This window comes from Lacticaseibacillus kribbianus (assembly GCF_020180945.1).
In the GTDB taxonomy this organism is placed as follows: domain Bacteria; phylum Bacillota; class Bacilli; order Lactobacillales; family Lactobacillaceae; genus Lacticaseibacillus; species Lacticaseibacillus kribbianus.
Genome location: NZ_JAIPUL010000003.1, coordinates 228,754 through 250,075 on the forward strand (window position 1 = coordinate 228,754; position 21,322 = coordinate 250,075).

The following is a 21,322-nucleotide window of genomic DNA, read 5'->3' on the forward strand; positions in this document are numbered from 1 at the left end:
GCGTTGGGGCGGACTTGGCCCCGGCGGTAGTGCGTCGCTAGCCGCAGCCGCGTTGCGACGCAGAGCCCGACGACGACTAAGGCGGCGCGGCGCGCACTTAGCGGGTCGGGTAGCCTAGCGCTAGCGTTGGGGCGGTCTTGGCCCCGGCGGTAGTGCGTCGCTAGCCGCAGCCGCGTTGCGACGCAGAGCCTGACGACGACCAGGGCGGCGCGGCGCCAAAATTTTCCGCTTCTTCGGTCACATGAATTATTTCTTATGGACACCATTTATGCCATAATATAAGTAATTAATGTTAACGGTTTCGCAACGCCGAAGGAGGATGCCCATGGACAAAGACGCCCTGACCGCCGCCTTAATCGAGCAGATTCAGCGCCACGCCGCCAACGTTACGGTCGCAACTGCGGCCGATGCGCGCCGTGAGCTGACGCGCCTGTTCGACCTGCTCGAGTCACTTCAGGCCGTGAACTGGTTGCCGCCGGCAGCGGCGCCGACCACCGATGAGCCTGCGCCGGCCTTGGAATCTGCAACCGCGCCGGCACCCGGCGAACGGACTGCCATCACCGTGGCGGCGGCCCCTGCGCCGGCGGCCTGCGCCGACGAGATTCCGGCCCCTGCGGACGCGGAACCGTTGCTGACGCTGCCGGACCCGCTGGTGGCCGGCTGGCGCGACGAGCGCGCGCAGTACATCGGGCGCTTCCGACGCAGCCTGACCGGCGGCTACCTCGACCAGGCGGTGCGGGTGCCGGAGGGCTGCTACCGGCGGATGGTGCCGCAGCCGGAGAACGGTGACTGGGTGCGGGCCGTGCCGAGCGAGTACGCCGCGGACGGTGCGCCGACCCGCTACGACTTCACCTGGCTGAAGTCGGCGCCGCTTGCGACGCCGGTGCGCACCGCCGAGTTTTTACCCCTTCAGTACCGCGCCGACTTGCGCAGCCACGTGGTGGAGTTTTCCGACCCGGCCTACGAGCTGCCGGTGATCGCGACGGTGCGCGAGGAGGACATCGCCCGCTTCCGCCTGGCGAAGGGCGATTACGTCGACTGGAGCTACTACGTCGGCAAGGAGACGACGGGCGGCGTGGCTTGGAAGTACTCGGCCTACGACGCGGAGGCCAAGCGCCAGGCCCTGTACTTTCACAAGCGCGCCCAGGCCGCGGCCGCAAGCGCCAAGCCGAAGCCGCGGGTCGCGGACGCCCCAGCCCCGCGGCACCCACGGCCCAAGCAGGTGCTGCGGGAGAAAACGGTCCTGCTGGTGGCCGGCGACGACTCCAACGTGGCGCCGAAGTTCCGCGCGATGGTGATGGCGCGCGGCGGCGAGCTGCACCTTTTGGGCAACCGCGACAGCACGGCGGCGCTGCAGGCGCGGATCCGCCACGCCGACTTTGTGGTGATCTACACGCAGGAAAGCTCACACCAGCACATGTGGGACGCCAAGGCTTACGCCGACAAGCGCGGGGTGCCGAGCTACTTCGCCAAGACCTCAGACGTGAAGAACTTCCTGAACAGCTACCATCGCGCCGTCAACAAGCTGGCGCTCAAGATCGGCAGCGCGGTGCTGGCGCCGGACCCGGAGCGGCCGGCGTGATCACAGACAAGGCCACGTCCTGCACCAAGTTTTCGGTGCAGGCCGTGGCCTTTTGCGTGCGAGCGTGGCGTGTGACGGGTGACGATGGCGGCGCGCATTGGGAAGATGTGGGGGACACGCTTTGTCACGATTGGATGCCCGATCCTCCAGCGCCGCTTCACACACCAAAGGCGGCCCCGCCGCCCGTCGCTGTTCGGGTGGTGGGGCCGCCGGGCGTTGCCAGGGGGAGTGGCAAGCCGGTTTTAGTTGGAGGCGTTCCAGCGGTCGTACGCCGCCTGGTAGACGGACACGTACTTGTCGACGTTCATGCTCTTGATCGTCTTGACGAACTTGTCGAAGTCGGAGAGCGGGGTCACGCCGGTGATGAACTTCGCCTCGGATTGCTGCACGAAGGTGATCAGGTCGTTGGCAATCGGGGAGACCTCATCTTGTTCCGCGTTGGTCAGGTACACCAGCGGGTACGGCACGCGCACGTACGGGTCGATTTTCTTCTTGGTTTCAGACACGGCGAACTTGCTGTACACGTCGCCGGTCGGGTCGTCGGTCTTCTTCTCCAGCACCGTGTTTTGGTACGGGTCGTCGGAGAGCTCGCCGCTCAGGCCAGGGGACGTGATGCCGTAGTTCGGGGTGATCTTGGAGCGGAACTCCTCGGAGTTGGAGTAGTCGATGCCCTTGTTGAAAACGCGGGCCTTGTTGCCGTCGGCGGTGGTTTCGTAGTGCCACATCACGCCTTCTGGACCCTTGTCCATGAAGTTTTGGCCTTCCACGCTGTACATGTAGTCGATCCAGCGCAGGGAGGCTTCAGGCGACGGGTTGGCCTTGGTGATCACGAAGCAGCCGCGGTTGATGCGGGGGTTGCCCGGGATCACGGCGGTCTTGGACACGGAGCTGGTCAGAGGCTGCCACATCGGGTTGGTCGCCTTTTCAGCCGCATCGGTCTGGCCGTTGAAGGACGGGCCGTAGCCCTGGGTGAAGCCGATCTGGCCCTTGTCGGCCTTGGCCTTTCGGGTGTCGTCGGACTGGGTGAAGGTGTTCTTGTCGAGCAGCCCTTCCTTGTAGAGCTTGTTGAAGAAGGTGAGGTACTCCTTGTAGTTCTTGGTGATCGGGTTGTAGACCACCTTGTCGCCGTTGTTTTGGATGCCGTTGGACAGCATGCCGAACGCGGACATCAGCCAGGTGCGGCTCCAGAAGTCCTTGGTGTCGGAGTACGGAATTTCGTCCGCCTTGCCGTTGCCGTTCGGATCTTCGGTCTTGAAGCGCTTGAGCAGCGCGTAGAACTCGTCGGTGGTCTTCGGCAGCTCGGTCACCCCGAGCTTCTTCAGCCACTCGCCGTTGTACCACATCGGGCCAAGGTACCAGTTGGAGGTGTCGCCACGCTGCAGCATCGGCAGCGAGTAGATGTGACCGTCCGGAGTGGTGATCGACTTTTCGATGTTCGGGTCTTCCTTCATCAGCTTGTAGAAGTTCGGGGCGTACTTCGGCAAAAGCTTCTCAAGCGGCACGATCAGGCCCTGCTTGCCGTACGTGATTTCGTTGGCGGTGGTGAAGCTGCCGGTCCCGGAGCCGTAGATGATGTCCGGCAGGTCCTGGGAGGCGAAGGCCAGGTTCAGCTTGGTGCCGTAGTCGGAGGCCGACGGGGTGTTGTACTTGAGGGTGATGCCGGTTTTCTTCGCGTACTCCTGAAGCGTCGGCATGTCCTTGTACTCGGCGTTCCCCGCCACGTTCGGGGCCATCAGGGTCATCGTCAGCTTGGACTTGACGATGGGAAAACCCTTGGTCTCGACCTTGATCTTGCTCTTGGTCCCGCCGTCGCCGGAGCTCGACTTGCCGCCGCACGCGGCCAGGGCCAGCAGTGACATCGCGGAGATTCCCGCGACTCGAATCGCTTTGGACAGTTTCATAGTAATGCTCCCTTCTTAATCTAACCACTTGCGCCGCCCTAAACGGCGCTTAACCTTTCAGCGAGCCAATCAGCACCCCTTTGACGAAGAAGCGCTGCAGGAACGGGTAGATCAGGATGACCGGCAGAGAGGAGACGATCATCACGCCGTACTTGATGATGGCGGCCAGCTCAGCCTTGCGCTCCATCGCCTCCGCGGCGGTGGCGGTGATCGCGGCGCCGGTCGCGGCGCCCTGCTGCATGTCCTGCAGCACCAGGATCTGGCGCAGGACCATCTGCAGCGGGTAAAGCGCCTTGTTTTGAAGGTAAACCAACGCGCCGAAGTAGCTGTTCCAGATGCCGACGCCATAGAACAGCGCCATCACCGCGATGATCGGCGCCGAAAGCGGCAGCACGATGCGGAAGAAAATCTGGAAGTCCGAGGCGCCGTCGATCTTGGCGGCCTCCTGCATCTCCCACGGCACATTGGACTGGAAGAACGCGCGGGTCACGACGATGTTGTAGACGGACACGGCGCCCGGGATCAAAAGCGCCCAGACGGTGTTGACCATGCCCAGGGTCTTGATCAGCAAGTACCCCGGGATCAGGCCGCCGTTCAGGAACATCGTCACCTGCATGAAGGTCGTGAACCATTTTTTACCCGAGAAGTCCGGGCGCGAGATCGCGTAGGCGCAGGGCAGGGTCATGAACAGGCTGATGCCGGTGCCGGCGAACGTGTAGAAAATGGTCATGCCGTAACCGCGCCAGATGTCCTTGTACTTCAAGATCACCTCGTAGCCGTCCAGGGAGAAACCTTTGGGCCACAGCCACATTGCCCCCGAGTTCACCGCGGTGGGGTCGGACACCGACGCGCTGATGATGTAGATCAGCGGGTAGATCACGATCAGCACCGCGAGCAGGACGAAAGCGTAAAGGAAGTACTTGAAGATGCGATCGGCCTTGGTGTCTTTGATCAATGTTGTGTTCATGTTACCCCTCCTTTACCACAGGCTCGTCTGCGAGACTTTGCGGGCGATGTTGTTGACGATGATCAGAAGAATCGCGTTGATCAGCGAGTTGAACAGCCCGACCGCCGCCGCGTAGCTGTAGGCACCGTTGATCAGCCCCTGCTGGTACACGAAGGTCGCAATCACGTTGGAGCTCGACATGTTCAGCGGGTTTTGCAGCAGCAGCACCTTCTCGTAACCCATGGAGAAAAGGCTCCCGACGTTCATGATCAACAGGATGACCATGGTCGGCACGATCGACGGCAGGTTGATGTGCCAGACGCGCTGCAGGCGGGTGGCGCCGTCGACGATCGCCGCTTCGTGGAGCGTCGGGTCAACGCCGGCCAGGGCCGCCAGGTAGATCACGGACCCCCAGCCGGTGCCCTGCCAGACGCCGGACAGCACGTAGACCGTTTTGAACCAGCGCGGGTCGCTCATGAAGGCGATCGGCTTCATGCCGAACAGTCCCAGCGCGTGGTTGATGATCCCGGTCGACGGGTCGAGGAAGGCGACCAGCATGCCGCCCATGACCACGACGGAGATGAAGTTCGGCGCGTAGGTGATGGTCTGGCTGAACTTCTTCCACGTGCCGCCCTTCAGCTCGTTGAGCGCCAGGGCGAGGATGATCGGCAGCGGGAAGCCGACGACCAGTCCGTAGATCTGGATGCCGACGGTGTTGCGCATCAGGTCCCAGAAGTAGTAGGAATTGAAGAACTGATTGAAGTACTTCATCCCGACCCACGGCGAGCTCCAGATGCCCAGGGATGGCATGTAATCCTTGAATGCAATGAGGACCCCGTACATCGGCACGTACGAGAAGATCAGAAGGCTCAGGAACGCGGGCAGGATCAGCACGTACAGCTGCCAGTTATCCTGAAGCCGCTTGAGTGAGAAAAAGCGACGCACTAGCTTGGGTTTGGCCCTTGGAACAGCAATAGCAGTAGCGGGTTGCATGGCGGCCATTAAAATCAACTCCTTTGAGAGAGGGCGGAGCAAGCCGGTCTTAGCGGGTCGGGTGGCCTAGCCAAGGCGCTTGGGCCGTACTTTGGCCCGAGTGACTTGGCGTAGCCAGCCGCACCCGCGTTGGCTTGCGGAGCCCGTTTACTAGCAGGCAAGCGGCATCCTGCCCGCGTCGGTGCTTATCTAGTGGGGCGCCAACGCGATCGCGCGGTGCCGTGGCGAAAGTGGGACGGGGATTGGGTCAGGCGCGCTTGGTCAGCCGGATGCCCGGCAGCAGGCGCTGGCGCAGGCCGCCCGGCAGAAGCACTTGGTGGCCTTGGCGCACCAGCGGCTCGCCGGTGCCGAGCAGCGCGGAATCGGCGACCTGGTCGGCCAGGCCCAGGCTCGTGAGGTCAAGTACTGCGCTTGGCACCTTGGCCTTGGGGAAAAGGTAGTAGTGCCCGGCGTCTTCGGTGATGAACAGGCGCTGGGCGGCGGCGCGGCGGATCAGGTCGGCGCTTGCGGCACGAGTGTTGTAGATGCCCGCGCCGTTGAGTTGCAGCCACGCGCCGAGTTTTTCCAGCAGCGCGACGGCCTGGCGCGGCAGCGTGCCGTCCGCCCTGGGGCCGACGCCCAAGACGATGTTGCCGCCCAGGGTGACCACCTGCAGGACGTTTTCGACCACGGTGCGGATGTCCTTGTAGTCGGCGTGGGGCACGTCGCCCCAGTCGTGGCTCAGCGGGATGTTGCTCTCCCACGGAATGGCCGGGCGCGCCTCGAGCGCCGGGATGCGGCGCTCGGGGGTGACGTACTGCTCGTAGCGCCCGCCCATCGTGCGATCGACCACCAGCATGTCGGGCTGCACCGCGCGAATCTCCGGCATCAGCTCGTCGAACCCGAGCGGCTCGCGCGTCCCGTTGACCCACCCGGCGTCCAGCCACAGCATGCCGAGCGGCCCGTAGTTGGTGGTCAGCTCCAACAGCTGCTTGTGGGTGAAGTCGACGAAGCGCCCCCAGCGCTCGGGATCGTCGCCCGGCTCGTAGTCGGCGCGGCGGTCCTTGGGCTGCCCGTCCGGCCGCCAGTAATCGGGGTGGTGCCAGTCGGCCTTGGAGTAGTAGAGGCCCGGGGTGATCCCGGCGTCTTGCATCGCCGCAACGAACGGCCCGACCAGGTCGCGCTTGACCTTGAAGTCTGAGAACTGCGTGTCGAACAGGTTGAACCCGTCGTGGTGCTTGGTGGTCAAAATCGTGTAGCGGATGCCGGCCTGCTTGAACAGCTTGGCCCACGCCGCTGGATCGTAGCGCGGTGGGTCGAAGCCCTGGGCCAGCCCCCAGTAGTCGCGCTTGAGCTGGCGCATGTTCGGACGAAACGGGTGCTTGCCCCGCGCCCAGGCGTCCTTGTCCGACAGCTGCCAGGACTCGACGATGCCGGCCTTGCTGTACAGGCCCCAGTGAAGCAGCAGCCCGATCTTCTGGTTTTGGAACCAATCCCAGCGCCGGGTCAGGGTTGAATACTCGGGAAATGGTGCAAAGTCCCGCGCCGTCCATCCGGTGGTTTTGGCCGCCTCGATGTCCGCGCGGGTTGTCGGTTCTGTCATGTTGCGTCCCCCTTTCCTTTTCCAGCATAAGATGCTCGGTTAACCGCTTTCAATATTTGGATGTTGCGACTATGTGATTCGTGCGGTCGCCTTGTTGACGCGTGACGCAAGCCGGTATAGTGGAGTATGTAAGCGATTGCGAGACGACAAAGGAAGAGAACGGAGTGACGAGATGAGCGAACTGATGGCATACCTGGACGATGGCAAACCCTGGCGCATCGAGGACATTCGGCTGGCGGATCTGGCGTGCATCAACTACGCCTTCGCCAAGGTCGACGGCCTGAACCTGACGCGCGAGCTGAAGAAAATCCACCTGATCAACGCAGCCAAGCCCGCGTACCCGGGGCTTAAGACCTGCATCAGCATCGGCGGCTGGTCCGCGGACGGCTTCTCCGACGCGGTGGCGACTGAGGCCAACCGCACGACCTTTGCGGCCAACGTGGTGGCCTACATGCGCCGCTACAGCTTCGACGGCGTGGATCTGGACTGGGAGTACCCGGGCCAGACCGCCGGCGGCATCAAGGCCCGGCCCGAGGACGCGGCCAACTTCCTGGCGTTCGTGAAGGTGCTGCGCCGAGCACTCGATGCGGCCGGCGAGGAAGACTGGCGCTACTACCGGCTGACGGCGGCAATCGGAGCGGCCGAGACGCTCTTGGACACGATGAGCCCGGACGGCGAGCACGCCTACGTCCAGTACCTCGACTACCTCAACGTGATGACCTACGACATGCGCGGCAGCTGGACCAAGCTGGCCTCGCACCACACCAACCTGTTCGGCTACACGGCGGCAAACGGCAACCTGAGCGCGCAGCAGGCGGTCAACAACCTGCTGGCGCGCGGCGTGCCGGCCGGCAAAATCGTGATCGGCTCTGCCTTTTACAGCCGGGACTGGTTCCACCCGGCGATGGCCGCGCCGGTGGGGCAGCCGACCGCAACCGAGGGGACGCACACCACCGACTACAACGAGCTGCGGCGCATCCTCGAGGCCCATCCGGAAAACGCTTTCTGGGATGCGGAGGCGCAGGCCCCTTACTACCTGGACGGAAAGCGTTTTTCTTCCTATGATGACGCCCGCTCGATGGCGGCCAAGGCGCGCTACGTCCTCAACCACGGGCTGCGCGGGCTGATGTTTTGGGAGCAGTCCCTGGACCTGTCCGGGGAGCTGGTGCAGGCCGCCGCGACGGTGCTGCGCAGCGTGAGATAAGGAGGGTCACCATGAGACGACTGTTGAAACTGGTGCTCACCGCGGTGGGCGTGCTGATGCTGGCCGCGGCGGCCGCGTTCTTCCTGGTGGACCGGCGTGTCGTGTCCGAGAACGTCTCCGCCCAGGCGGCGACCGGCGCCAAGCAGGGTGCGCGCGCCACGTACGAGGCAAACATTGCGGCGATCAACCAAGGCTCGGTGGCCGGCTACCTGAAGACGGTGCCGCCGGCCAAGCGCGCCGAGACCAAGCGATCGCTTGCCGCCGGGATGCGCCGCGGCACGACAGTCACCCTGCAGTCGTTCAAGGTGCAGAAGGTGACGGCGACCGGCGTGGTGGCCAAGGTTTCGCAGCTGCAGCACACCCGCAGCCCGGCGGAAAAGCAGTCGCTTGAGTTCACGGTCGAGTTCGTGCGGCAGGACGGGCACTGGTACATCAAGCGCAGCGTGTTGGTTAACGCTGTGAAGGTTCGCTAAGACGGGTGCGGTGGCGCGGGCCGCCGCACCTTTTTGTCACCGATTAGAACACGGGATGAACCAGCCGCTGCCACGCGGCCGGTTCGCACACAAAGGAGCACGCCATGACAATAACGTTTACGGCATTACCCGAAGAACTGAAGCAGGGCGTCACCGCGCTGATCGAAGACTGCCAGCTCGGCGAGCTGACGGAGGCGGTCGAAGTGTCCGTGACGCACGCCGACGTCCTAGTGGTCACCCGCACCGGGGCCACCGCGCACATCGGCTACCCGTTCCCCGCGGCCTTTTTCCGCGGGCTGACGTGCCTGGCCGCTGCGGTGCGCGCCGGGCGGGACCTGAACTTAACCGAGCACCCGCAGTTTGCGACCACCGGCATCATGATCGACATGTCCCGCAACGCCGCGCTGAGCGTCGCCGGCCTGCGCCGGCTGATCCGGCTGTCCGCGCGGCTCGGGCTGAACTCGGCGCTGCTTTACATGGAAGACGTGTACGCAGTGCCCGAGTACCCGTTTTGGGGCTACCAGCGCGGGCGGCTGAGCGAAGCCGAGCTGCGCGCCGCCGACGCGTACGCGCAGGCGCTTGGCGTCGAGCTGATCCCCTGCATCCAGACGCTGGGCCACCTGAAGAACCCGATGCGCTGGGGGTTCATGAACCCGATCCGCGACACCGACGGCATTTTGCTGGTCGGCGAGGAAAAAACCTACGCCTTCCTCGAAAACATCATCAAGGCGGCCGCCGCGCCGTTTGCCACCCGCAAGATCCACATCGGCATGGACGAGGCCCACGAGCTCGGGCGCGGCCGCTACCTCGACCGCAATGGCCTGGTCGACCGCACGCAGATCATGCTCGACCACGTGCAGCGGGTGACGGCGATCACCGCGGCCCTTGGGCTTGAGCCGATCATGTGGAGCGACATGTGGTTCAACGCCGCGGGCTTTGGCTACGGCGATCCCGAGACCGTTTTCCCTGATGCGGTCAAGGCGCAGATCCCCGGCGTCGGCCTGATGTACTGGGATTACTACAACGACTCGCGCCAGAACTACGAGGACGTGTTCCGCGTCCACCAGACGCTCGGCCAGCCCGTCAGCTTCGCAACCGGCGTGTGGACGTGGAACGGCATCGCGCCCAACTACGGCAAGACGATGACCACGATGAAGGCCGGCATGGACGCGGCCAAAAACGTCGGCCTGGACACGGTCTACGCGACGATGTGGGGCGACGACGGCGGCGAGACGCAGTTCACCGCCGGGGCGCTCGGACTCGAGTACTTCGCGGCGCAGTGCTACCGGCGGACCGCGCCGAGCCAGGCCGAGCTGGCCGAGCAGTTCTGGTGCCACCAAGGCAAAATCGCGGCGGACTACTGGCTGCTGGACCGCTTCGACCAGCTGCCGGACCTGGTTTTAGGCAACCCGGACGCGACCAACCCGAGCAAGATAGTGCTGGATGAGGACGTGATGCACCCGCTGTTTGCGGCCAACCTGGCGCCGCACGACCTGCGCGGCCACTACCGCAAGCTGGCCCGCGCGCTGGCCGCGGTGGTGCCGCAGGCCGACGACCAGGCGGTGTTCGACTTCTACCGTGCGCTCGCCGACACGCTGGTGGCTAAGCTCTCGTTTATGGAGAAAATAAACTCCAGCTATTTTAGTGGACAACCCGGCGACCAGATTGGTATAGTAAACTTATCGCAAGAGTTAGTTAAATCTTTGAATAACCTGCGCGACAAGCACCGCACGGTCTGGTTCGAGCTCAACGCGCCGTTCGGCTGGGAGGTCCTGGACATCCGCTACGGCGGCCTGATCGCCCGCTGCGACACGGCGGCCTGATCGCCCGCTGCGACACGGCGGTGTGGCGCATGGCGCAGTGGGCAACGGGGGCGGTAGCGACACTGCCGGAGCTGGACGAGCCGCGGTTGACGCTCGGGACGCCGAACGACCGCACGGTAGGTCGCGGCCTGTACGCGGACCTGGTCACGGTGACCAAGCTTTCCGGGGTGTGAACGCACCAGATAGATGGAAGCGCTTGCTAGCGGTTGACGTGCCGGGCTCCGGCCCGGACGACGTGGTGCTTCCGGCTCCGGGCCTCCGCCCTCCTTATTAGAGGGCTAGCCGCTGTTGGCTGCGTTCGAACATTCGGTTATTCAGACGATGGGGGCTTTGATGCAGCGATGCTAGGCTAGTCAATCCGCTAAGCCCGCTGCGCTGCACGCTCATTGACAAAGGGGGAATCACGATGATGGCGACGGAACCACGGGGATTTGTGAAGGGAACGCTTCAGCTGGGGCGGCTTTTGCTGTTTGGCATCAAGCTGCAGCTGCTGTGGCTGTGGTACACGCTGCGCGGTGGCATCGTGCTGGGATTTTTCCCGGCTTTGGCCAGCTGCGTGAAGCTGTTGCTGAGGCGGCTTGAGGCGCCAGACGCCGAGCGCTTCAGCGGCGAAGAGGCCCACCTTTCGAACCTGAACCGCGAGTTTGCGGCGTTTTGGCGCCAGTCGTTCGCCGCGATGAACGGCATCGGCTACCTCAGCGGCGGGGTGCTTTTGGCGCTTCTGGTCGATCTGGCCGTGAACCGCGCGTTCATCCGCTCCGCGCCGCTGCATTACGGGCTGATTGTGCTGCTGGTCGCCGGGCTAATCTACCTGCTGTACGTGCTGACCGTGTTCGGGCGCTACCAGCTCGGGTTTTGGCAGTACTTCCGCCAGGCGTTCGTGATCTCCGTGGCCAAGCCGGTCGACACGCTGGCCATCCTGCTCGGGACGGTGGCCGCCACCGCGCTGCTCGTGCTGTTCCCGGCGCTGTCGCTGTTTGCCATCGTGCCGCTTTACCTGACGCCGGTGGTGTGGTTTTCACTTCACGCCTGCCGCTACGTCGAGGCGGTGATCCAGGTCGCCGCGGAAAACGGGGAGGGGTAGCACTGCCTGAAGTTGTTGTCGCTGACGTTGCCTAAGATTGGGGGAAAAGCTTACGCATGCCAACGCTATGGCCCAGGTGGCCCATCAACCGGAGATGTTCGACTTCATCACTGAACTCAAGCTGGATAACAGCCTGCTGCACCGCAACTTCGACCACGCGCGCGAGGCCTTCGAGGTCCTGTTCGCGCTGGCCAGCCAGAGCTACGATCCGCACGCGCGCTTTGACCTCGGGATGTCGAACCTGATCACCCGCATTCTGAAGGCCGATTACCAGCGCAACCTGCAGCTGTCGACCGAGCTGGTGCACCAGCTGTTGGCGGTGGAATCGCTGCCCCAGCTGCACGCGCTTTTGCTTGCGACCATTCGCAGCATCACGGCACCGGACGCCGCGCCGGCGCGTCCCGCCCCGGCGGACATGGCCGCGCGGCTGCGGGCCTACATCACGGCCCACGCGGCCAGCCCGACGCTGTCTTTGGTCGATGTGGCCGACCACTTCGGCTACTCGGTGCCTTACACCAGCCGCTTCGTGAAGGAGGTCACCGGCAAAACCTTCACCAGCTTCGTGGCCGAGCGGCGCCTGATCCAGATCGAGCGGGCGCTGGTCACCACGCCCCTGCCGATCAAGACCATCATTGAACAAAACGGCTACTACGACGTCGCCAACTTCACGCGCAAGTTCAAGAAGCTGACCGGCGTCACCCCGGGCGAGTACCGCCGCACCCACGCGATCAGCGTCGCCGGGTGAGCGGTGCAGGTCGCGCCGGCCGCTCGCTGGGCCACCCCGTCGTTGCCCGTCGCCGCTGCGGGCGGTGGCCGTACGCCCAGCGGCCCGGCGCGGCCGCGTCACCAATCGCCGCCCGTGTGCCCCACCGTTGCGACCGGCCCGCCCCCGCGGCGCGCCGGTCGTTTTTTGTCTAGGCAACGTGTTACCGCGAACAACCGAGTCGCAACCCTTTCGCCAACGCGGCGAAAACGGTATCATAGGGGCGTTACCGAACCCCCGTGAAGGAAGGAAATCACAATGCAATCGATTAAGTCAGTTGAACACAAAGACCAGCTGGTCACCATCACCTACGCCGACGGGCAGCTGAACCTGCAGGTGGTCACGCCGCAGATCGTCCGCGTCCAGCGCGGCCCGTGGCAGGCCGGGCACTCCTACGCCATCGCTGGCGACAAGGTGCAGCAAGCGCCGTACCAGGTGGACCGCGGCAGCCAGGAGGTGGTGGTCACCACCGCCGAGCTGAAGGTGGTCGTGGATGACGCGGGCTTCGTCGACCTGTTCGACGCCACCGGCGCGCTGCTGGTCGCGGACTTCCGCGGCCCGCGCCACGCCCTGGCGCGCGACCTCTCCAAGCAGCAGGCCGCGCTGGCTGTGGCCGAGGGCCACGACCTGGCCAAGGCCGAAGTGGGCAGCGCCAACGAGGTGGTCAAGGTGCTGCACGACCACGAGCACCTGTACGGCCTGGGCGACAAGGCCGGCTTCATGGACAAGCGCGGCTACGAGTACGACATGTGGAACACCGACAACCCGGCGCCGCAGCTGGAGAACCGCACGCGGCTGTACAAGACCGTGCCGTTTTTGATCGGCCAAAACGCCGGGCGCGCGTACGGCCTGTTCTTCGACAACATCGAGCGCAGCCACTTCGACCTGGGCAAGGAGTCTTCGGACTACTATTACTACACCAGCAAGGTCGGCGTGGTGGACTACTACCTGATCGCCGGCGCCGGCATTCCCGGCGTCCTTGAGGCGTACACCTACCTGACCGGTCGGACACCGCTGCCCCAGAAGTGGACGCTGGGCTACCAGCAGTCGCGCTGGAGCTACGGCACGGAGGCGCAGGTCGACTACATCGCCGACCACATGCGCGAGTACCGCCTGCCTTGCGATGTGATTCACTTAGACATCGACTACATGGACGGCTACCGCGTGTTCACCGTCGACCACGACCATTTCCCGCGCTTTGCGTCGCAGCTCGCCGACCTGGCCAAAAAGGGCATCAAGGTCGTGACCATCATCGACCCCGGCGTCAAGGAGGACCCGGGCTACCACGTGTACGACGAGGGCGTGGCGCAGGGGCTTTTTGCCACCAACACCGACGGCTCGGTGTACGTCAACGCCGTGTGGCCGGGGGACGCGGTGTACCCGGACTTCGGGCGCGCCAAGGTCCGCGACTGGTGGGCCAACAACGTGAAATTCCTGACCGAAAAAGGCGTGGCCGGGGTCTGGAACGACATGAACGAGCCGGCCAGCTTCAAGGGCGAGATTCCGGACGACATCGTGTTCTCCGACGGCGACCAGCCATCGACGCACGCGCGGATGCACAACGTGTACGGCCACAACATGTCCCGCGCGACCTACGAGGGCCTGCGTGAACAAACCGGCAAGCGCCCGTTCGTGATTTCACGTGCGGTTTACGCCGGCTCGCAGAAGTACACCACCGTGTGGACGGGCGACAACCACAGCCTCTGGGTCCACCTGCAGTGGTCCGTGCCGCTGTTGTGCAACCTCGGGCTGTCCGGCTTCGCCTTTGCGGGCACCGACATCGGCGGGTTCGGCTCCGACACGACGCCGGAGCTGCTCACCCGCTGGATTGAGGCCGCGATTTTCAGCCCGCTTTTGCGCAACCACTCGGCCATCGGCACGCGGGCGCAGGAGCCGTGGCAGTTCGGCAAGCAGACGCTTGACACCTACCGCAAGTACCTGGAGCTGCGCTACCACCTGATCGACTACCTCTACGACCTGTTTGAGGCCGGCACCCGCACCGGGTTGCCAATCATGCGGCCGCTAGCCATGCACTACCCGAACGACGAGCGCGCGGCGACCATCAACGACGAGTTCCTGGTCGGGGAGGACCTGCTGGCAGCGCCGGTGCTGACGCCGAACACCGCGGAGCGGCTGGTCTACCTGCCGGCCGGCGAGTGGCGCGATTTTTGGACCGGCCAGGCCTACGCCGGTGGCCGGTCCCACGTGATTGCGGCGCCGCTTGACGCGCTGCCGCTGTTCGTGCGGGCCAACGGCATCCTGCCGTGGCGGCCGCTGACGCAGTACGTGGACGTCGCAAGCGAGACGACTCTCGGCTTCAAGTGCTTCGGCAACGCCGGCACCTACACGCACTACCAGGACGACGGCGAGAGCTTCGCCTACGAGAACGGCGCCTTCAACCGCTACCTGGTTGAGGTGAAAAACGGCGCGGCGACCGTCACCCTGACGCACGCGGGTTACGCCAAGCCGTACGAGACCATCACCGTGGAGGTCGCGGACGGCGCGGCCCAGACGCTGACCTACGACGCGGCCACCGGGAGCTACCGCGGATGAGCGGCGCAACTGACGACCGTCGCACACCAAAACTGACCGCGCGCGAACCGGAGCCGGCGGGCCAAGGCACGGCGGGGCGGCCGGCGATGACGCTCGCGGCCCTGGCGGCGGGCATCGGGCTGCCGACTTCGGTGCTTGAGGCGGCCGACCGGGCGCTGGCCGCGCAGGTGATTGCCTGGCCCGAGGCGGCCCGCACCGCCGGGGAGGACGCGTCGGTGACCGCGGCCGGCACCACGACGGTGACCGCCGCAATCACCGCAGCCGGGGCCACAGCCGCCGGCAGCGCCGACCGCGACGGCGCGACGGACACCGCCGGGGATGCCGCAACGGCGCCGGCGGCTGACACCACAGCGCCGGCCGCAGCGCTTGCGGCCGTCGACTGGCCGCGCCTTTACGCCGAGATGCTGTTGCAGGACACCGACGCGGCGTTTCACGCCTGGCAGGCGGCGCGGGTGCCAAACCCCGACGCCACCGGGCTGGCGACGCTCGGCCTTCAACTGCACCTGGCCGTTCAGGCGCACGCGCGCTACCAGGCGCTCGGGCTGCCCGATGCGACGTTTTTGGCCACCATGGGCTACTTCAGCCGCACGGTGCGCGAAAGCACGGCGGAAAGCCGGCGGTCGGGGTTTCTGGTGCGCGACTGGTCGCGCCGGCAGCTGCAGCTGCGCGAGTTTCGGCTCGGCAGCTTCGAGTACGAGCGGGTGGGGGATGACATCAACCTGCACATTCCGGGGGATGCCGACCTGACCACGCCGGCGCGGCTTGAATCGTACCGCGCGGCCCGGCAGTTTTGGCCGCAACACTTCGGCCTGACCGTCACGGCGCTTCACTGCGGCTCGTGGCTGCTGGCGCCGGTGCTGGACGAGGTGCTCAAGCCCGATTCGCGGCTGCGGCAGTTTCGCGGCGACTTTCGGATGACGGGGAGCGACCCGACTGAAAACGGCTACCGCAAGTGGCTGTTTGACAACGACCAGGGGCCGGCTGAAGGGCTTGCGACCCGCACGTCGCTGCAGCGCGGCGTCCGCGACCTAGTGCTGGCGGGCAAACCGATCGGCGTCGGCATCGGGGTGATCGACCTCGCGTCGGTGCTGGGCGAAACAGACGTGACGCATTAACGTGGAGGGCGTCGGCCTTTTGGGCCGGCGCCCTTCCTTGCCGTTTTGGGCCACAGGGCGTCTTTAGTTTCCCTGACCGGCAGGGTGTGCTAAGCTTAGACCACAACTAGGGAGGAGGCCGACGATGTCAAGAGCACGCAAAATCTGGCTGTGGGTCACCTCACTTACCGTGGCGCTACTGCTTGGATTCAATTTTTTCTTCCAGATTGACCACACCGAGGGCTCGTCGATGGCGCCGACGCTGACGGACGGCCAGTGGCTGCTGGTCGCGCGCAACCGCACCGTCAAGCTGACCGGCGCCGGGTACAGGTACGGCGACATCGTGATTGTGACCAACGAGGCCAAAAACCTCGACCAAAGCGCCCACCGCCTGCTGGTCAAGCGCCTGATCGGCAAGCCGGGCGACCTGATCGGCGTCACGCGCTACCACGTGTACCGCAACCTCAAGCAGCTCAAGGAGCCGTACGTCTTCTACCCGATGGACAACCGCGCGTACGACTACGGCGGCGTGCCCGGCGCGGGCGTACTGTTTCAGAGCACGCACTTCATGAAAACCGTCTCGCTGCACGACGGCCAGTACTTCATCCTCGGCGACAACCGGCCGATCTCGGCCGACTCGCGCTGGTTCGGCCCGATCAAGCAGAACCAGCTGCACGGCAAGGTCGTCGCGGAGCTCGCCATGAACGACCACGTCGGCTGGCACAAGGCGCTGAGCGTGCTGATCCGCTTCCTGCCGCTGATCGTGCTAGCGCTGTGGCTGGTCGGCCTGTACGCGCCGACGCTGCGCAGGCTGTGGCGCAAGTACCTGGTGAAATAGCGAATGAACAACCGGTGTGGCCCGCGGCCACACCGGCTTTTTGGTTGTCCAGGGCGACGCGCGGCGCACTTAGCGGGTCGACTAGCCTAGCACTGGCGTTGAGGCGGTCTTGGCCTCGGCGCTAGTGCGTAGCTAGACGCACCCGCGTTGCCGCGCAGAGCCCGACGAACCAGGGCGACGCGCGGCGCACTTAGCGGGTCGACTAGCCTAGCACTGGCGTTGAGGCGGTCTCGGCCTCGGCGCTAGTGCGTAGCTAGACGCACCCGCGTTGCCGCGCAGAGCCCGACGAACCAGGGCGACGCGCGGTGGTCTTAGCGGGTCGGGTGGCCGTCGTCGTGCGTGGTCCGCCGCCCGGCCCTTCCCATTGGTGGTACAATCGAGGCATGCACGCCGAACGGGGCGTAATCTGTGACGAGGTGAGCGAATGTCTAACATCAAGATTGAGGAAGGCTACATGCCGTTCCACGAGTTTCGAACCTACTACCGCATTGTCGGCGAGCGCACGCCGGGCAAGGCGCCGCTGCTTTTGATCCACGGCGGGCCGGGGTCGTCGCACAACTACTTCGAGCTGATGGACGACTACGCGGCGACCGGCCGCCAGCTGATCATGTACGACCAGGTCGGCTGCGGCAAGTCCAGCCTGCCCGAGGACGAAAAATGGTACGTCAAGGAGACCTGGGCGGAGGAGCTGATTGCGCTGCGCAAGTACCTGCACCTTGATGAACTGCACATGCTGGGCCAGTCCTGGGGCGGGATGCTCGAGATGCTGTATCTGACCCAGTACGACCAGACCGGCGTCAAGTCGGTGATGATCGACGGCTCGCCGGCCTCCATCAGCCTCTGGACGCGCGAGCAGCACCGCCTGATCTCGTATTTGAGCTACGAGGACCGGGAGGCGATCGCCCGCGCCGAGGCGACCGGCGACTTCACCGGCGCCCAGTACCTGGCGGCCAACGAGCGCTACATGCAGCGCTACTGCTGGGACGCGCCGACGGCATCGGATCCGGAGTGCCTGCGCCGCGAGACCAACGGCCAGCGCGCCAGCCGCATCGCCGAGGGCCCGAACGAGTTCACGGAAAACGGCACGATCTCCGACTTCGAGCTCAGCTCGGAGCTCCACAAGATTCACGTGCCGGTCCTAGTCACCAACGGCACCGACGACCTGTGCACGCCGCTGATCGCCAAGGACGTCTACGACCACATCCCGGGCGCCAAGTGGCACCTGTTCGCCAACTCCCGCCACCTGGCCCTGCGCGACCAGCACGACGAGTTCATCCAGGTTCTCGATCAGTGGGTCAACGCCCACGACTGAGGCCCAGGGCAAGCCTCGCCGGGCGGGTTCGTCCATACCCGGGGCCGGCTTTAATCCGAGCGGTTGCGTCCATGCGGCGCAACCGCTTTTTGCGTCCGGCCGGGCCCGTGCCGCGCGGTGGCTGCGTCACGCAGCTCGGGGCGTCCGGTCGCAGTGCGCGGGAAGGCGCCCGCCGCGTGAATCGGCGTTGACCGGCCGGCGTCCGTGGCGTACACTGGCGGAGCGTGTTGCGCACGCTTTTTTAATTAATTTTGTAAAGGATGATCAATATGTCAATCACACCATCAGAGGTTTCCGGGCAGCGGAGTAAGACAATGGGAGACGCTCGCCCGCGTCGCTGAGCTGACGAAAGGATGATAGGCCCGAACTCGCCAATCTTCCATGGCACTATCTAGGTAAATCACAATGTTTCGCTACTTATCGCACCACCCCTGGCGCCTGACCCTGGCGCTGGCTTTGAACATCGCCGCGTCCGCCGTTTTGGTCGGCTACGCGTTTGCCATGCAGCTGATCACGGACATCGCGACCGGCCGCAGCAACATGACCTTCACGGTGGCCGTCCCGGTCGTCGTGGGGTACCTGATGCTGCAGGCGGCCACCTACGCGGCCAGCGACTACCTCAACCAGGTGCTGCCGGCGCAGGCCGGCCGCGACCTGCGCCGCGACCTGTTCGCCCACGCGCTGAACCGACGCCCGGCGGAGTCCTCGGGCGTCGTGATCGCGCAGCTGACCAAGCAGGTCGACAGCGCGGTCGACAGCTACTTTCGCGTGCTGCTGCAGGCGCCGGCCCAGCTTGCGATGCTGGTGTTCGCCGCGGCGGGGACGCTGTGGATCAGCCCCGTCATCACGCTGTGCGTCGTGCTGCTGAGCCTGCCGGCGCTGATTTTTCCCTTCCTGATCAAAAAGGCGCTGGAGCGCGCCTCCGACCGGGCGGTGGCCAGCGTCGAGCGCTACACCGCGCTTTTGGCCGACGCCCTGGCCGGCCTGACCACGCTGCAGCACGCCCTGGCGCAGGGCCCGTTCGCCAAGCGCCACGAGGTGGCCAACGCGGATCAGTACGACACGCTGCGCCACAACGAGCGCATCCAGAAAATCACCACCGGGCTGACCGACTTTCTCGGCGACCTGATGTACCTGGGCACCTGGCTGGTCGGCGCCTACTTCGTGCGCCGCGGCCAGATCACGATGGGCCAGCTGGTGGCCTTTTCCCAGCTGACCGCGTTCCTGAACGCCCCGATGGCGGCGTTGCCGGAGATGCTGGCCAAGTTCTACGGCGCGCGGCGGGTGACCGGGCGGCTGACCGCAGTGCTCGCGCAGCCGGTGCCGACGCAGCCGCGCCGAGCGCTTGAGCTGACGACGCCGCTGATGGCGGCCGAAGCGGCGACCGCCGGCGACATCCTGCACGACATCACGCTCACGGTGGCGCCGGGCCAAAAGGTGCTGCTGGTCGGCGCCAGCGGCAGCGGCAAGACCAGCCTGGTGCGCCTGCTGCTGGGTGAAACCGCCGCGACCGCGGGCACGGTAACTTTGGCCGGCGCAACGCCGACCGCGCTGAACCCGGCCGATGTCTTCGGCCTGATCGGCGTGCTGGACCAAAAGCCGGCGGTGTTTGCCGCGACGCTGCGCGACAACGTCACCCTGTTTGCGTCCGGCTACACCGACGCGCAGGTGGAAGCGGCGCTTGACGCCGCCGGGCTGGCCGCGTGGCGCCGCGCGCGCTCGCTTGACGAGCCAGTGTCCGACACCTCCGCGAACCTGTCGGGCGGCGAGCGCCAGCGGCTGGCGCTTGCGCGGCTGTTGCTGCGCAAGACGCGGTTTTTCGTCTTCGACGAGCTGACCACGGGGCTTGACCCGCAGATCGCGGCGACGCTTCAGGCCGACCTGATGGCGATGCCGCAGGGGATGCTGTTAATCACGCACCAGTACGACGCCGCGACCTTCGCCGCGGCCGACCAGGTGCTGGTGATGCAGGGTGGTCGCCTGATCGCGGCCGGCCCCGCGACGCAGCCCGCCGTGCAGGCGGCGCTGCGGCAGCTGGGCATGCTGACCCGCGAATAAAGATGGTTACAGAGGCCTCGCCGGCGACGGCGGGGCCTTTTCGCGCGCCCGGCGTGGCGCAGCGCCGTGATTGAACGTATACTGGGCGTGATGGTGAACGGATCACCACAAGGAGGCGGCCCATGAGGACGGAAAAACAGGTTTACGACACGATTCTGAACTTTGCCAAGGCGGACGAGCGAATCCGCGCGGTCACGCTGGAGGGCTCCCGGACCAACGTCAACATTTTGCCGGACGACTTTCAGGATTACGACGTCACGTTTTTCGTCACGGACATGGCGAGCTTCACCGCGGCCGACGACTGGCTGGCCGTGTTCGGCGAGCGGCTGATCATGCAAAAGCCCGAGGACATGGCCCTGTTTCCGGCCGAGGAACCGGGCTACTCCTATCTGATGCTGTTTGCGGATGACGTCAAGATGGACCTGACGCTGCTGCCGGTGGCTGACATCGACGCGTACTTTACCTGGGACAAGCTGGTTGAGCTGCTGCTGGACAAGGACGGCCGGGTGCGCAATCCGCCGGTGCCGACGGACGGCGACTACCACCTGCAGTGCCCCACCGCGCGCATGTTCGACGACTGCTGCAACGAGTTCTGGAACACGACGACGTACGTGGTCAAGGGCCTGTGCCGCGGCGAGATCCTCTTTGCCATCGACCACCTGAACGAAATCGTGCGCAAGGAGCTGATTCGGATGATCGGCTGGACGGTGGGCTTTGAGCGCGGCTTCGACTTCAGCGTGGGCAAAAACGCGAAGTTCCTCAAGGCCTACATCTCGGCGGACTGGTGGCAGCGCCTGATGGCCACCTACCGCACGGATTCCTACGCCCACGCGTGGACGGCCCTCGAGCAGTGCTTGGCGCTGTTCCGGGAGGTGTCGGCCACGGTCGCCCGGCGGCTGGACTGCCCGTACCCGCCGTACGACGCCAACATCAGCGCTTACGTCGCCAGGCAAAAGGCCAAGTACGGGGTGCGCGCCGACTAACCAGGCGCCGCCGAGGATCGCCAAAAAGCCGCTTCGGCCCCGGTTGAGATGACCGGTGGGCCAAAGCGGCGCTTTTGGTTGGCGGATTTGCAGCGCGCACGCGTCGCGCCCGTTGCGTTCAGCGTTGCGCCAG

The 21,322-nt window shown here is 65.2% G+C and carries 17 protein-coding genes; 13 read left to right on the plus strand and 4 right to left on the minus strand.

Annotation, left to right across the window (positions count from 1 at the left end; translation table 11 throughout):
- Positions 1-325 precede the first annotated feature (325 nt).
- The gene (locus tag LE416_RS10255; RefSeq protein WP_225048448.1) at positions 326-1,582 is read left to right on the plus strand and encodes a DUF2325 domain-containing protein; all 1,257 of its coding nucleotides are present in this window, start codon (positions 326-328) and stop codon (positions 1,580-1,582) included.
- A 242-nt stretch (positions 1,583-1,824) separates the two neighbouring features.
- Here LE416_RS10255 and LE416_RS10260 read toward each other — a convergent pair whose 3' ends face one another.
- From LE416_RS10260 to LE416_RS10275, 4 genes are all read right to left on the minus strand, one after another.
- Entirely contained in the window at positions 1,825-3,483 is a 1,659-nt protein-coding gene (locus tag LE416_RS10260; RefSeq protein ID WP_225048451.1) for an extracellular solute-binding protein, read from the minus strand.
- Positions 3,484-3,532: 49 nt separating this feature from the next.
- Complete coding sequence (locus LE416_RS10265) at positions 3,533-4,450, minus strand: carbohydrate ABC transporter permease (RefSeq protein WP_225048453.1); 918 nt, start codon at positions 4,448-4,450, stop codon at positions 3,533-3,535.
- A 12-nt stretch (positions 4,451-4,462) separates the two neighbouring features.
- Complete coding sequence (locus LE416_RS10270; protein WP_225048740.1) at positions 4,463-5,422, minus strand: ABC transporter permease; 960 nt, start codon at positions 5,420-5,422, stop codon at positions 4,463-4,465.
- 247 nt (positions 5,423-5,669) lie between these two features.
- Positions 5,670-7,004 (minus strand): alpha-L-fucosidase, encoded by a 1,335-nt coding sequence (locus LE416_RS10275; protein ID WP_225048455.1) that lies wholly within the window; start codon positions 7,002-7,004, stop codon positions 5,670-5,672.
- Positions 7,005-7,176: 172 nt separating this feature from the next.
- Here LE416_RS10275 and LE416_RS10280 point away from each other — a divergent pair, with 172 nt between their 5' ends.
- From LE416_RS10280 to ant(6), 12 genes are all read left to right on the plus strand, one after another.
- Entirely contained in the window at positions 7,177-8,208 is a 1,032-nt protein-coding gene (locus LE416_RS10280) for a glycoside hydrolase family 18 protein (RefSeq protein WP_225048456.1), read from the plus strand.
- An 11-nt stretch (positions 8,209-8,219) separates the two neighbouring features.
- Positions 8,220-8,681, plus strand: coding sequence for a hypothetical protein (locus LE416_RS10285; protein ID WP_225048457.1), 462 nt, complete (start codon positions 8,220-8,222; stop codon positions 8,679-8,681).
- A 104-nt stretch (positions 8,682-8,785) separates the two neighbouring features.
- Positions 8,786-10,504, plus strand: a complete 1,719-nt coding sequence (locus tag LE416_RS10290; RefSeq protein WP_257793768.1) for a beta-N-acetylhexosaminidase — start codon at positions 8,786-8,788, stop codon at positions 10,502-10,504.
- 29 nt (positions 10,505-10,533) lie between these two features.
- On the plus strand, positions 10,534-10,677 hold the full coding sequence (locus LE416_RS13150; RefSeq protein ID WP_257793769.1) for a hypothetical protein: 144 nt from the start codon (positions 10,534-10,536) through the stop codon (positions 10,675-10,677).
- Between the two features lie 233 nt (positions 10,678-10,910).
- Positions 10,911-11,588 carry a DUF624 domain-containing protein gene (locus tag LE416_RS10295; RefSeq protein ID WP_225048458.1) on the plus strand — a complete coding sequence of 226 codons (678 nt, stop codon included), beginning with the start codon at positions 10,911-10,913 and terminating at the stop codon, positions 11,586-11,588.
- Positions 11,589-11,682: 94 nt separating this feature from the next.
- Positions 11,683-12,333, plus strand: coding sequence for a helix-turn-helix transcriptional regulator (locus LE416_RS10300; protein ID WP_225048460.1), 651 nt, complete (start codon positions 11,683-11,685; stop codon positions 12,331-12,333).
- A 276-nt stretch (positions 12,334-12,609) separates the two neighbouring features.
- Positions 12,610-14,904 carry a glycoside hydrolase family 31 protein gene (locus LE416_RS10305; RefSeq protein WP_225048463.1) on the plus strand — a complete coding sequence of 765 codons (2,295 nt, stop codon included), beginning with the start codon at positions 12,610-12,612 and terminating at the stop codon, positions 14,902-14,904.
- Positions 14,901-16,019, plus strand: coding sequence for an acyltransferase domain-containing protein (locus LE416_RS10310; protein WP_225048465.1), 1,119 nt, complete (start codon positions 14,901-14,903; stop codon positions 16,017-16,019). The genes LE416_RS10305 and LE416_RS10310 overlap by 4 nt, the downstream gene beginning before the upstream one ends.
- A gap of 124 nt (positions 16,020-16,143) precedes the next feature.
- Positions 16,144-16,836 (plus strand): signal peptidase I, encoded by a 693-nt coding sequence (lepB, locus tag LE416_RS10315; protein WP_225048466.1) that lies wholly within the window; start codon positions 16,144-16,146, stop codon positions 16,834-16,836.
- 433 nt (positions 16,837-17,269) lie between these two features.
- The gene (pepI, locus tag LE416_RS10320; RefSeq protein ID WP_225048743.1) at positions 17,270-18,148 is read left to right on the plus strand and encodes a proline iminopeptidase; all 879 of its coding nucleotides are present in this window, start codon (positions 17,270-17,272) and stop codon (positions 18,146-18,148) included.
- Between the two features lie 405 nt (positions 18,149-18,553).
- Entirely contained in the window at positions 18,554-20,206 is a 1,653-nt protein-coding gene (locus LE416_RS10325; protein WP_225048467.1) for an ATP-binding cassette domain-containing protein, read from the plus strand.
- A gap of 122 nt (positions 20,207-20,328) precedes the next feature.
- Positions 20,329-21,189: an aminoglycoside 6-adenylyltransferase gene (gene ant(6) / locus LE416_RS10330; protein WP_225048468.1), complete on the plus strand. Its 861-nt coding sequence runs from the start codon at positions 20,329-20,331 to the stop codon at positions 21,187-21,189.
- Positions 21,190-21,322: the final 133 nt, after the last annotated feature.